The following is a 12,970-nucleotide window of genomic DNA, read 5'->3' as shown; positions in this document are numbered from 1 at the left end:
GGTCGCGGTGAATCTGGAGCCGGTTTTTGTCCTTCGCGAACAAAAGGAGTGGTTCATGGCGCGTCGAGTGCTCGCCACCACGATGGTACTGCCGCCCGAGGTGACGGTCGCCATGCGGGCGGCCCTCCCGATGGTCGCCGAGGACGTGGTGGCTGCGGTCATCGACGAGGTGCCGAGCTACACCGACGCGTTCAGCGGGCCGATGGGCGAGACCATCCGCTCGGCCGTCCAGCTGGCCCTGGGCGGCTTCCTGTCGGCGGCGGAGCGCCGGCGTGGCAACGAGCAGACCCGGATGGCGCCTGCGATCGAGGGTGCCTACCAGCTGGGGAGGGGCGAGGCGCGCAGCGGGCGCAGTTCCGAGGCGCTCCTGTCGGCGTACCGGATCGGTGCCGGCGTGGCGTGGCAGCGCCTCTCCGCCGTGGCCGTCGAGAACGGCGTGGACGCGGCGACCATGGCGACCTTCGCCCAGGCGGTGTGGGCCTACATCGACGAGCTCTCCGCCGCCAGCGTCTCCGGGCACGGCGACGAGTCGGCGACCGCCGGCCGGGTCCGCCAGCGGCTGCTCGACCGGATCGCGCGGCACCTCATCACCGGTGCCCCCGAGAAGACGGTGGTCGCCGCTGCCGAGCGGGCCGAGTGGGCGCCGCCCTCGACGCTGACGGCCGTGATCGTGCCCGAGTCGCAGGTCGGGTCGCTCCTGCAGATGGTGCACCAGGGCACACTGCAGGCGAACGACCTGCCCGAGCTCGACGCTGCCTCCCTGCTCCTCGTCCCCGACGTCCACGGGCACCGCCGGGGCGCGCTCCTCCGGGCGGTCGAGGGGCGCAGCTGCACGGTGGGCCCGGCGCGGCCGTGGCTGGAGGTGCGGACGTCGTATGAACGCGCCCTGCGGGCGGAGGAGCGCGGGCTCGACGGCGACACCGAGGCGCACCTCCCGGAGCTCGTCCTGACGGCCGATCCCGGCGCGCTCGCCGACCTGCGGGAGGCCGCGCTCGCCCCGCTGTCCGGCCTCCGCCCCGCGACCGCCGGCAAGCTCGCCGAGACGCTGCGCGCCTGGCTGCTCCACCAGGGCCGGCGCGACGATGTCGCCGCCGCGCTGTTCGTGCACCCGCAGACCGTGCGGTACCGCATGACGCAGCTGCGCGAGCTCTACGGCGACAAGCTCGACGATCCGCAGACCGTCCTGGCGCTCACGATCGCCCTCGGGATCGGACCGGAGGCCCCGGCCTAGGCTCGGTGGACGACCGCACCGGCGACGACCGTCAGGGCGACCCCCGGACGGACGGCCGTCAGCGGGTCGTCGTCGAGGACCACCAGGTCGCCGGGTGCGCCCGGCTGCACCGTCAGGTGCCCGTCGACCGAGGCGGCGAGCGCCTCACGGCGCGTGAGCGCCTGCTCGCCGTGCCAGGCAGGCCGGTCGTCGCCGGTACGACGCACGGCCGCGTCGATCGCCAGCCACGGGTCGAGCGGAGAGACCGGGGCGTCGGAGCCGAAGCTGACCGGGACGCCGGCGTCGAGCAGCCACCGGAACGCGAAGCACCGGTCGGTGCGGTCCGGCCAGACCTGCTCGGTGAGGTCGCGGTCGTCGACGAGGTGGTGGGGCTGGACGCTGGCGCGCAGGCCGCGCCGGGCCATCCGCTCCACGTCGCCACGGGTGACGAGCTGGACGTGCTCGAGGGAGCCGCCGGCGCCGGTGCCCTCGTAGGCCGTCAGCGCGGCGCCGACGGCAGCGTCGCCGATGGCGTGGGTGGCGACCTCGAGGCCGGCCGCGTGGGCTCGGCCGACCAGCCGGGTCAGCTCGGCCGGGGCGAGGTTGGGGGCGCCCGCGGGCTGGCTGGGTTCGGCGCCCGTGGCGTAGGGGTGGTGGCACCAGGCCGTGCGGGTGTTGAGGGACCCGTCGCTGATCACCTTGAGCGGACCCATCGTCAGCCGGGCCTCGCCCGGGAGGAGCGGGTCGCCGGTCCGCAGGCCCTCGGCGAGCACGGGCTCGAGCTGGTCGGCGTAGACGGCGACCTCGACCCGGAGCCGGTCGCAACCCTCCGACCAGCGCTCGCGCCAGGCGTGCACCCCGCCCGTGAACTCGAAGTCGACCAGCCCCACCACGCCCAGTGCGGCCGCGTCGCCGAGCGTGCGGCGGTACGACGCCGGGTCGTCGCCGGTGTCGGTGAGCGCAGTGAGCCGCTCGTAGGCCTCGAACCACTCGGTCTCCGCGACGACACCCTCCCGCAGCGGCAGCCCGAGCGCGGCCTGCGCGGCGCGGTTGAGCCAGGCGTGGTGGGCGTCGCCGGCGATGAGGACCACCGGCGTCACGCCCGCCGCGTCGTCGAGGTCCGACGTCGTCGGCTCGCGTGACCACGTGCCCGGCCGGTGGCCCCAGCCGATCACGGGCCGGCCTGGCTGCTCGGCCACCTTCGCCGTCACCAGCCGGACCGCCTCCTCCGGCGACCGCACCTCGCTGGTGTCGAGCCGTCCCCGCGCGAGCGTCCACTGGCCGAGGTGGACGTGGGTGTCCCAGAGTCCCGGCATCACCCAGCGGCCGGCGGCGTCGTGCTCCTCGACGCCCGGAGGACGCCGGAGCGCCGGTCCCACCTCGGTGATCGTCCCGTCCTCGACGAGGACGTCGACCGGCTCGGCGGTGGTCGGGTCAGGGACGGCGATCGGGACCCGGCGAGCGTCGCGGATCAGCAGGCCGGTCATGGGGAGACCGTACGGCGGTGAGCGGCGGGACCGAAGCCAGGGGATGCTCGGGGCGGGTGGCGTCGGGGTCGTCGACGTCCGCGCAGGTGCCGCGGCGCAGGCGCAGCTGGTCGAGCGGGAAGACGTTGTAGACGGCGACCTTGCCGTTGCGGGCGGGGCAGCCGACGGTGCGCTCGGCGCGGCGGCCGGTCGCGGTGTCCTCCGGTCCGATCCGGACCGGCTCGCCGGCGGCGTCGAACAGCTGGACCCGGTCGATCGGGTTGCCTGCGGTGTCGTAGGCGAAGAGGTTGTGGATCGGCCGGCCGTCGAGCCGCAGTCCACTGTCGTCGGCCCGGGAGCCGTCGGCATAGCCACGGTCGTAGGAAACCCAGTTCTCGTGGTGGATCGTGCCCGTCCACGGCGCGCTCCACAGAGCAGGAGCGAGCAGCGCTGTCGCGTTGAGCACCAGCAGCGCGACCCGGCTGCCGGTGGCGCGGTCCGGTCCGGACCCGGGCCAGACGCGCCCCATTCCGATGAGGGTGCTGACCGCGATCGCGGCGACCAGCACGGCCTCGCCGACGAGCGGTGCGCCCAGGCTCGGGATCACGCTGATCGGCTCCCAGCTGCCGGAGAACGCGTCGAGCGTCGTGACCGCGATCCACGCCCGGGCCAACCACCACGCGGGCCGGAGCGCGACGAGGACCTCCCAGGCCGGCGCGACCCGCGGCTGGTCCACGAGGGCGAAGAAGCGTGCCCGGGACCGGTCCATGACCTCGCCGGGCGCGCGGAGGTCCGGCAGCTGCGGGAGCGTGCGTCGCCGGCGGTCGGGGAGACCGGCCGCCGCCCGGAGCTCCGCGGCGTAGGTGGCGGGGTCACCGAGCGGGGCGCCGTCGGCCAGCTGGTCCGACAGGTCGGCCTCGAGCCCGCCGGTCAGCTCGTCGCGGGTCTCCTCGTCGAGATCGGCCAGGCGTCGTCGTACGTCCTCGACGAAGGCGGCCACCTCCGGCCGGACCAGGATCTGGGCGTCCGTGGGGTCGGGGCTCATGCGCGGGCTCCTCGGGGAAGAAGGGACGAGACGGTGTCGGCGAAGGCGGCCCACTCCTTGGCCTGGCGGGTCAGCTGGTCGCGACCGGCCGGGGTGATCCCGTAGTACTTGCGGTGCGGGCCCTCGTCCGACGGCACGACGTACGACGTCAGGGCGCCTGCCGCGTAGAGCCGGCGGAGCGTGCCGTAGACCGACGCGTCGCCGACCTCGTCGAGCCCGCCCGACCGGAGCCGCCGGAGCACGTCGTAGCCGTAGCCGTCCTCCTGGTCGACGACCGCGAGCACCGCCAGGTCGAGCACGCCTCGCAGGAGCTGGGTGGTGTCCATGCACCGCACAGTACTACGCACCGCGCACTAGTGCGCGGCAGCCACATGCCGTCCGCGTGTCGCCGCCGGTTCCGCGAGTCCGGAACGCACCGAGTTCGGCTCATCCGGAGATGAGCCGACTCGGCGAAGGCGGCAGGTCAGCCCTGCAGCGCCGCGATCGCGTCGGCGATGGCGAGGGTGCGCCGGGCGGACTCGACGTGGAGGTTCTCGACCATCCGGCCGTTGTAGGTGACGACGCCTCCGGTGGAGGACTCGAACGCGTCGATCAGGCCGCGGGCGTCCTCGATGGCCTGGTCGGACGGGGCGAAGCCCTCGTTGGCGCCCTCGACCTGGCCGGGGTGGATCAGGGTCTTGCCGTCGAAGCCCATCTGGCGGCCCTGCTCGACCTCGGCGAGGAAGCCGTCGAGGTTCTTCACGTCGTTGTAGACGCCGTCGATGATCACGATGCCGGCGGCCCGGGCGGCGAGCAGGGCGAGCCCGAGGCCGGTGATCACGGGCTGGCGGCCGGGCACGTGCTCGGCGTAGAGCTCCTTGACCAGGTCGTTGGTGCCCATCACGAAGCCGGTGAGCCGCTCGTGCGCCTGCGCGATCGACAGCGCGTTGAGCATCGCGATCGGCGTTTCGACCATCGCCCAGAGCTTCGTCTTCTCCGGCGCTCCGGCGGCCTCGAGCGCGGCGACGAGCTGGTGCACCTCGTCGGCGGAGTTCACCTTCGGCACGAGCACGACGTCCGGCCCGGCCGCGGCGGCCGCCTTGATGTCGTCGTCGTGCCACTCGGTGCCGATGCCGTTGACCCGGATGATCAGCTCGCGGCGGCCGTAGTCGCCGGACTGCACCGCGGCGGCCGCGGCCTCACGGGCGGTCGGCTTCGCGTCCGGTGCGACGGCGTCCTCGAGGTCGAAGATGATCGCGTCGGCGGCGATCGTCTTGGCCTTCTCCAGCGCCCGCTCGTTGGAGCTGGGCATGTAGAGGACGGAGCGGCGGGGGCGGAAGTCGGCGGTCATCAGGCAGACACTCCCTCGGCCGGGATGGCGTCGTAGGCGGCCTTCAGCTCCGGGTCGATCTCGGCCAGCTTCTCGGCGAGCTCGACGAGGACCAGACACTGCTTGAGGGAGGCGTCGTCCTCCATCTTGCCGTCGATCATGACGGCGCCGGTGCCGTCGCCCATCGCGGCCACGACGCGGCGGGCGTGGGCGATGTCGTCGACGCTGGGGGAGAAGACCTTGTTGGCGATCGCGATCTGCTTGGGGTGCAGCGACCAGGTGCCGACGCAGCCGAGCAGGAAGGCGTTGCGGAACTGGTCCTCGCACGCGACCGTGTCGGCGATGTCGCCGAACGGGCCGTAGTAGGGGTAGATCCCGTGCATCGCGCAGGCGTCGACCATCTTGGCGATCGTGTAGTGCCACAGATCCTGCTGGTACGTCGCGCGCGGCGCGTCGACCCGCGAGACGCCCAGCTCGTCCCTCGGCGGGTCCTCGCGGACCAGGTAGCCCGGGTGGCCGCCGCCGACGCGGGTGGTCTTCATCTTGCGGTCGGCCGCGAGGTCGGCCGGGCCGAGAGAGAGGCCCTGCATCCGCGGCGAGGCGCCGCAGATCTCCTCGACGTTGGCGACGCCACGCGCGGTCTCGAGGATCGCGTGGACCAGGATCGGCCTGGTGAGGCCGGCCTTGGCCTCGAGCTGGGCGAGCAGCCGGTCGACGAAATGGATGTCCTCGGCGCCCTGCACCTTCGGGACCATGATCACGTCGAGCTTGTCGCCGATGGCCGGCACCAGCGTGGTCAGGTCGTCGAGCACCCAGGGGCTGTCGAGCGCGTTGATGCGCGTCCACAGCTGCGTCGGGCCGAAGTCCGTCGACTGGGCGATCTTCACCAGGCCCTCGCGGGCGGCGACCTTGTTGTCGGCCTTGATGGCGTCCTCGAGGTTGCCGAGCAGCACGTCGACGGTGCCGATCATCCCCGGGATCTTGGCGGCCATCTTCTCGTTCGACGGGTCGAAGAAGTGGATCGCACGGCTCGGGCGGGCCGGGATCTCGCGGAGCGGGGCCGGGGCGCCGACGGCGAGCGGGCGGAAGAAGTCCTTGGCACTCTTGTGACTCACGTCTGCAGAACCTACCGCCGGGTCACCTGGTGGCGGTATGACGCATGTCTCGGCGAGACGGGCTTGGGACAGTTTCACCGGCCGGCCGGTGAAACTGTCGCTGGGAGTACGAAGCTTCATCGGCCAAGCGACAGTTTTCTCGGCCAAGTTCGCCGGTCCGGCTGTCCGTACGCCGCCGTACCTCGCTCGCACCCCGGCAGCGAGCCGGCGAACCCGCCGACCGTGAAGTTCCAGGCGCTGCTCAGCGGCGACGCCACCGCCATCTGCGCCGCGATCCGGTCGGCGGGGGAGCTGCAGCGGCGATAGCGGCGCGCCGCGCCGCCCGGCGCGACCGCCAGGCGGCCACGGTCTCCTCCACCTGGCGCGGCATCGTGATCAGCGGCGGCCCGTCGACCGGCGTGTACCGCGCGCGGATCACGCGGGCGTTGAAGTCCTCGACCTGCTCGCGCACCTCGTCCTCGGAGCCCAGCCGGTCGAGGAGCGCGTCGAGCTCGGCATCGTCCTTGCGCAGCTGCAGCGCCGGCGGCAGGACCGCGATCTTCTCCCGCTCGATGAGCTGCTTGACCCACCACTCCGGGTCGTGCTCGACGCCGAGGCCCTCGATCGGCTTGCCGGCGCCCGGCAGGTTGTCGAAGTCCCCGCGCTCCATGGCCCGCCGGATCTGGACGTCGACCCACGTCTGCTGCTGCTCGATCCGGGCACGGGCGGCCGCCCGCTCGGCCGCACGGTCGGCGGGAGGAGGCAGCTCCTCGGGTTCGCCCATGACGCCACCAAAATAGCCCGGCGGCTACAGCGAGACGTCCGCCCGTCGTTCGTCGTACGGCGTGCGCGGGCCGCCGCGGCGGGAGAACTGCTCGACGTACAACCGGGCGTAGAGGCCGTCCGGGTCGTCGAGCAGCTCCTCGTGCGTGCCCTGCTCGACGACCCGGCCGTCGGCGAGTCCGAAGATGACGTCGGCCGACTGGATCGTCGACAGCCGGTGCGCGATCGCGATGGTCGTGCGGGAGCGGGTCGCCCGCTCGAGCGCCTCCTGGACGAGCCGCTCGGTCTCGGTGTCGAGGGACGACGTCGCCTCGTCGAGGATCAGGATGGCGGGGTCCTTGAGGAGCACCCGGGCGATCGCGAGACGTTGCTTCTCCCCGCCGGACAGGCGGTAGCCGCGCTCACCGGTGACCGTCTCGTAGCCCTCCGGGAAGCTCATGATCCGGTCGTGGATGTTGGCGTCGCGCGCTGCCTGCTCGATCGCCTCGGCGGTGGCGTCCGGGCAGGCGTAGGCGATGTTGTCGCGGATGGTGCCGTGGAAGAGGTAGGGCTCCTGGGTCACCATGCCCACCGCGTCGGCGAGCGAGGAGAGGGTCAGCTCGCGTACGTCGTGCCCGTCGATGAGCACGGCGCCCTCGGTGACGTCGTAGAACCGCGGGACCAGGTAGGTCGCCGTCGTCTTCCCCGAGCCGGAGGGGCCGACGATCGCGGCGAGCTGTCCAGGCTCGACCACCAGCGACACGTCCTGGAGCGCCCAGTGCGGGCCCTCGGGCCGCTCCACCTCGGCCTCGATCCGGACGCCGCTGTCGCCGAACCGGTCGCGGTCGATGGTGCCCGAGAGCGCCCGCGGCTCGGGGTACCTGAACCACACGCCGCGGAACTCCACCCGGCCGCGCACCGCGTCGTGGTCGAGCGCGATCGCACCCGGGCGCTCGGTGATCGCGGGCTCGAGGTCGAGGTACTCGAAGATCCGGCGGAACAGCGCCAGCGACGTCTGGACGTCGAGGCTCACCCGCATCAGCTGGAGCAGTGGCATCTGGAGCCGCCCCTGCAGCGTCGTGAACGCGACCAGGGTGCCGGCCGTGAGCGTGTCGGCGCCGATCACGGACGAGCCGGTGATGATCCAGCCGGCGACGAGGTAGATCAGTGCCGGTGTGATCGCGAAGAAGGTCTGCACCACCGCGAAGAACGTGCGGCCGGTCATGGCCTGCTCGACCTGCAGCCGGGTCTGCCGCTGGTTCGCCTCGCGATAGCGGGCCACCTCCTGCGGGGACCGGTTGAAGACCTTCGCCAGCAGGATGCCGGAGACGCTGAGCGCCTCCTCGGTGATCGCCGTCATCTCCGACAGCGACTCCTGGGTACGGCGGGCGAGCCGCTGTCGTCGCCGGCCCACGCGCAGCTGGAGCCACACGAACAGCGGCATCAGGATCAGGGTCAGGATCGTGAGCTGCCACGACAGCACCACCATCGAGACCAGGGCCGCGGTCACCGTCACCGAGTTCTGCACGATCGTCGTCGCGGTGTCGGTGAGCACGGTGCGCACGCCGGCGACGTCGTTGGCCAGCCGGCTCTGGATGGCGCCCGTCTTGGTGGCGGTGAAGAACGCCAGCTCCATCTTCTGCAGGTGCTCGAACAGGTCGCCCCGCAGGTCCGCCATCGCGGAGTTCCCGACGGTGGACGTCAGCCAGTTCTGGCCGATGCCGATGAACGCGGTGACGATCGGGATCACGCACATGCCGGCGACCAGCCAGCCGAGCAGGCCGAGGTCGGGCGCGCTGCCGTCGAGCGGGAAGAGCGCGTCGTCGAAGACCGCCCGCACCAGGAACGGCACGATCGAGGTCAGCGCCGCCGACGCCACGACCGCAACCAGGACGAGCGCGATCTTGCCGCGGTACGGCCGGAGCATCTGCGCCACCCGGGGGATCACGGGTTCCCGCGAGCCGAGGTCCTCCTGGGTGAGGTGGGTGACCACCGGGCTGGGACGCATCAGCCCTCCCACCCGTTGCCGTAGCGGCCGCGGTGGGCCACCTCGGTCCAGGGCGTACGACGCCGCCGGCTGGCCGAGCCCGCGGCCCCGGTGCTGCGGGGTGCCGGGTGGCCGATGGTGATCGCCCCGATCGGGTGGGGGTCGCCGCTCTCCGGCAGGCCGAGAGCGCGTCGTACGTCCGCCTCGCGGTCGGGCACGATTCCGAAGAAGCAGGCCCCGAGCCCCGCGTCGGTGACGGTCTGGAGGATCAGCAGCGACGCCATCGCAGTGTCGAGGTCCCAGAACGGCATCGGCCAGCGCCTCTCGGCCTTGTCCGTCCAGCCCTTGTCCGGCTCGGCGTAGCGCTCCAGGTAGGCCGACTTCACGCTGCACGGCACGATCACGACGGGCGCCCGCATCATCCCCGCCAGCCACCGGTCGCGACGGTCGACGTCGGCTGCGTCCTCAGAAGACGCGACCCAGAAGCGGCGTACGTCGTCCGGCCGGTCGAGCACCACGAACGCCCAGCCCTGGGAGAAGCCCGCGCTCGGCGCCCGGGTGGCGTGCTCCAGCGCCTGCTCGATCACCGCCGGGTCGACCGGGTCGGTGGTGTAGCTGCGCACCATCCGGCGGCGGCGTACGACCTCGGAGAACTCCACGGGTCACTATCCCACCTCATGACCCCAAGGACCGCCCTCGGTGAGCCCGTCTGAGGTAGCGACGACGGCGCCGCCGAGGCCCACGTCACAGCGGATAAGGCACTTGCCCGATGTGCGGACCTACCTCAGACGGCGAACCTCTGAGTGTCGTCGAGATCACCAGGAGCACACCATGTTTCCCAAGGACACCTACCTCGTCCTCTCCGAGATGGAGTACCGCAAGGACCGGACCCGCAAGGGCATCGCCGCGCAGCGCGGTGGCCGCTCTCGCTCGTCGTGGATCCGCCGGGTCGCCAACGCGGAGAAGTCCGTCTGATCGACCGCCGGGCGCGCCGCGCCCGGCGGTCGCTCGCATGTTTGCCGAGCGATCTGCCCACTCGATGACGCAGACCGGAATGAACGCGCGCCTGTCGGCGCTGGGCACCATGATGGAGCCCGTGGCAGCGCACACCAGTCGCACCCTCGTGGGGCGCGACGCCGAGCTCGAGCAGCTCTGCGAGCTGCTCGGCATCCACCCGCGCCGCGCCCGCCAGGGCGTGGTGCTGTTGAGCGGCGACGCCGGGGTCGGCAAGACCCGGCTGCTCATGGAGCTGCGCGACCGGGCCCAGGCCGAGGGCTGGCAGGTCGCCGCCGGCCACTGCCTCGACTTCGGCGAGAGCGCCCTGCCCTACCTGCCGTTCAGCGAGCTGCTCGGCCGTTTCGACACCGAGCTGCCCGAGGTCGTGGAGCGGGTCTCGGCCATGCACCCGGCGCTCGGCCGGCTCCAGCCCGGGCGCCGCGTGCGCACCAGCTCCGAGGGCTCGAGCGAGGCCGAGCCCAGCGCCGACCGCGGTGAGCTCTTCGACGCGATCCACGCCCTCCTCGACGCGGCCGGCGCCGAGGCGCCTCTCCTGGTGGTCATCGAGGACACCCACTGGGCCGACCAGTCGACGCGCGACCTGCTCGGGTTCCTCTTCACCCGGTCGTTCATCAACCCGGTCTCCCTCGTGGTGTCGTACCGCTCCGACGACCTGCACCGCCGCCACCCCCTGCGCCGCCAGGTCGCCGAGTGGTCGCGGCTGCAGACGGTCGACCGCCTTGCCCTCTCGCCACTGCCCGACGACGCGGTGCGCGAGCTGGTCCGGGAGCTGGCGCCCGAGCTGCTGGGCGAGCGGGAGCTCGCCGACATCATCGACCGGGCCGAGGGCAACGCGTTCTTCGTCGAGGAGCTGGTGGCGTCGGGAGCAGGGGCCTGGGTCCCCGACGACCTCGCCGACCTGCTCCTGGTCCGGCTCGACCGGCTGTCCGACGAGGCGCGTCAAGTCGTGCGGATCGCCAGCGTGGCCGGCCGCAAGGTCAGCCACAGCCTGCTCGAGGCCGCCGCCGGCCTCCCGGCCGCCGAGCTCGACGCCGGCGTCCGCCAGGCGGTGGAGATGAACGTCCTCGTCGCCGGCACCAAGACCTACTCCTTCCGGCACGCGCTCCTCGGTGAGGCCGTCTACGACGACCTGCTGCCGGGGGAGCGGGTGCGGCTGCACGGGCAGTACGTCGCCGCCCTCGCCGCCGGTGCCGGCCGGGGAACCGCTGCCGAGATGGCCCGCCACGCGCGGCGGGCGATGGACTTCGACCGCGCGGTCACGGCCGGCATCGAGGCGGGCGACGAGGCGGTCTCCGTCGGCGGTCCCGACGAGGCCGCCCGCCACTACGAGCACGCCCTCGAGCTGCTCGAGGACACCGAGCGCGCCGAGCGGCTCGGCATCGACGTCTCGAAGATCGTGGTCAAGGCCGCCGACGCCCACAGCGCCGCCGGCGACAGCCAGCGCTCCGCGGTGCTCCTGGCCGAGCACATCGAGCGGCTCCCCGCGGACGCGCCGGCCGCGGTGCGTGCACGGCTGCTCAGCAACTACGCCTTGGCGCTCTCCATCACCGAGACGCCGCTCGACCCGGTCGAGATCGTCAACGAGGCGCTGGCCCTCGCGCCGGAGGGCGAGAGCCCCCTGCGGGCGAAGGTCCTCGCGATCCATGCCCGGGTCCTCTCCGCCTACCACCGCCTCGAGGAGGCGGAGAACTCCGCGACCGAGGCGCTCGGGCTCGCCGAGCGGCTGGCGATGCCGGTCCTCGCGTCCGAGGTGGTCACGACCATGAGCAGCCTCCGGTTCAAGCGTGGTGACGGCAGTGACGGCGACGCCGTGCGCGCGGCGCTCCAGGACGCCGTGGCCCGGGCGGCCGCCGCAGGAGCGGTCTCCGCCGAGCTGCGCGCCCTCTTCCTCATCGGCCGTTCTCACCAGGAGGCCGCGGAGTGGGACGACGCCGCGCGGTGGTTCGCCGCGGCCGTCGACAGAGGCCTCGCGGCCGGCCTGCCGTGGGCGCCGTACTCCATCGAGGCGCGGTGGCAGCTCGGCTGGGTGCGCTACGCCAAGGGCGAGTGGGACGCCGCCCTCGACCTACTCCAGATCGCCGACGACGACGGCGGGCCGCTCATCCCGCGGTCGATCATCGAGGCGACCCGTCTGGCGATCCTCTCCGCGCGCGGCAACGACGTCTCCGCCGACCTCCGACGGCTGCGCAAGGTCTGGCCCGACGAGGGCGGGGTCGCGGTCTTCTCCGCCGGCATCGAGATCGAGGCGGCCGCGCAGGAAGGCGACGCGGGCGCCGCGCTCGCGACCTACGACGACGTCGTCGACGTGCTGACGCGGATCTGGACCGAGCACTTCGCCGGACGGGTCCGGCTGGCCGCACAGACGATCGCTGCCGTCGCGCGCGCGATGCCGGCCGCCTCTGCCGCCGAGCGCAGCGCCCTGCTCGACCGGGCAGCGGCGCTCCGTGCCGACGGTGACGCGGTGGTCGAGCGGTTCGTCGCCGGCAACGCATCGTGGGGACCCGAGGGCCGCGCCTGGGCCCTGCGGCTCGCCGCCGAGCACCTGCGGGTGCGCTGGCTCGCCGGCGTCGACGTGCCCGACCGCGACGAGCTGCTCGCAGCGTGGGCCGGCACGGTCGCGGCGTACGAGGAGCTCGGGAGCGTTCCGGAGCTGGCACGGGCCCGCACGACGTACGCCGGGATCCTGCGGCTGCTCGGCGACACCGCCGCGGCGCGCGAGCAGGGTGACCTGGCCCGGGAGGCGGCACACCAGCTTGGCGCGGTGGTGCTCCTCGACGAGCTGCGCGCCTCTGGCAGCACCCCGGCGCGCGCGACCTCGACTGCTTCCCAGCGGCTGACCGCGCGCGAGCGGGAGATCCTGGCGCTCGTCGCCGAGGGGCGCAGCAACGGCGAGATCGGCCGGCAGCTGTTCATCAGCACCAAGACCGTGAGCGTCCACGTCTCCAACATCCTCGGCAAGCTCGGCGCCGCCGGGCGGACCGAGGCGGCCGCGATCGCCCGCCGCGACGGGCTCTTGGACTGAGCCCGACCCGGGACCCCGGCCGAAGATCCGACCACGGTAGGAATCGCGGTCCGTCCGG

11 protein-coding genes are annotated in these 12,970 nt (G+C 73.0%); 3 read left to right on the top strand and 8 right to left on the bottom strand.

Going from position 1 to position 12,970, the window contains the following annotated elements; genetic code table 11:
• Positions 1–55: 55 nt before the first annotated feature.
• On the top strand, positions 56–1,231 hold the full coding sequence (locus F0U47_RS09220; RefSeq protein WP_149749981.1) for a PucR family transcriptional regulator: 1,176 nt from the start codon (positions 56–58) through the stop codon (positions 1,229–1,231).
• Here the strand turns inward: F0U47_RS09220 and F0U47_RS09215 are convergent.
• The 8 genes from F0U47_RS09215 to F0U47_RS09180 form a co-directional block, all read right to left on the bottom strand.
• A complete protein-coding gene (locus F0U47_RS09215) occupies positions 1,228–2,697 on the bottom strand; it encodes an amidohydrolase (RefSeq protein ID WP_149749980.1) in 1,470 nt (489 codons plus the stop codon). The genes F0U47_RS09220 and F0U47_RS09215 overlap by 4 nt on opposite strands.
• Positions 2,645–3,721: a hypothetical protein gene (locus F0U47_RS09210; RefSeq protein WP_149749979.1), complete on the bottom strand. Its 1,077-nt coding sequence runs from the start codon at positions 3,719–3,721 to the stop codon at positions 2,645–2,647. The genes F0U47_RS09215 and F0U47_RS09210 overlap by 53 nt, the downstream gene beginning before the upstream one ends.
• Positions 3,718–4,047 carry a PadR family transcriptional regulator gene (locus F0U47_RS09205; RefSeq protein ID WP_188111241.1) on the bottom strand — a complete coding sequence of 110 codons (330 nt, stop codon included), beginning with the start codon at positions 4,045–4,047 and terminating at the stop codon, positions 3,718–3,720. Before F0U47_RS09205 ends, F0U47_RS09210 begins: the two co-directional genes overlap by 4 nt.
• A 137-nt stretch (positions 4,048–4,184) precedes the next feature.
• A complete protein-coding gene (locus F0U47_RS09200) occupies positions 4,185–5,051 on the bottom strand; it encodes an HpcH/HpaI aldolase/citrate lyase family protein (protein ID WP_149749978.1) in 867 nt (288 codons plus the stop codon).
• On the bottom strand, positions 5,051–6,145 hold the full coding sequence (locus F0U47_RS09195; RefSeq protein WP_223162703.1) for an HpcH/HpaI aldolase/citrate lyase family protein: 1,095 nt from the start codon (positions 6,143–6,145) through the stop codon (positions 5,051–5,053). Before F0U47_RS09195 ends, F0U47_RS09200 begins: the two co-directional genes overlap by 1 nt.
• A 241-nt stretch (positions 6,146–6,386) precedes the next feature.
• Entirely contained in the window at positions 6,387–6,908 is a 522-nt protein-coding gene (locus F0U47_RS09190) for a DnaJ family domain-containing protein (protein ID WP_149749976.1), read from the bottom strand.
• A 24-nt stretch (positions 6,909–6,932) separates the two neighbouring features.
• On the bottom strand, positions 6,933–8,894 hold the full coding sequence (locus F0U47_RS09185) for an ABC transporter ATP-binding protein (RefSeq protein ID WP_149749975.1): 1,962 nt from the start codon (positions 8,892–8,894) through the stop codon (positions 6,933–6,935).
• Positions 8,894–9,532: a nitroreductase family protein gene (locus F0U47_RS09180; RefSeq protein WP_149749974.1), complete on the bottom strand. Its 639-nt coding sequence runs from the start codon at positions 9,530–9,532 to the stop codon at positions 8,894–8,896. The genes F0U47_RS09185 and F0U47_RS09180 overlap by 1 nt, the downstream gene beginning before the upstream one ends.
• A gap of 172 nt (positions 9,533–9,704) precedes the next feature.
• Between F0U47_RS09180 and F0U47_RS21090 the strand changes: the two genes are divergently transcribed.
• The gene (locus tag F0U47_RS21090) at positions 9,705–9,848 is read left to right on the top strand and encodes a hypothetical protein (RefSeq protein WP_188111240.1); all 144 of its coding nucleotides are present in this window, start codon (positions 9,705–9,707) and stop codon (positions 9,846–9,848) included.
• A 64-nt stretch (positions 9,849–9,912) separates the two neighbouring features.
• Positions 9,913–12,912 (top strand): helix-turn-helix transcriptional regulator, encoded by a 3,000-nt coding sequence (locus F0U47_RS09175; RefSeq protein ID WP_188111239.1) that lies wholly within the window; start codon positions 9,913–9,915, stop codon positions 12,910–12,912.
• The last annotated feature ends 58 nt before the right edge of the window (positions 12,913–12,970 follow it).

The sequence above is a fragment of the Nocardioides antri genome (genome assembly GCF_008373765.1).
GTDB lineage: Bacteria > Actinomycetota > Actinomycetes > Propionibacteriales > Nocardioidaceae > Nocardioides > Nocardioides antri.
This window is presented reverse-complemented; position numbering and strand designations above follow the sequence as displayed.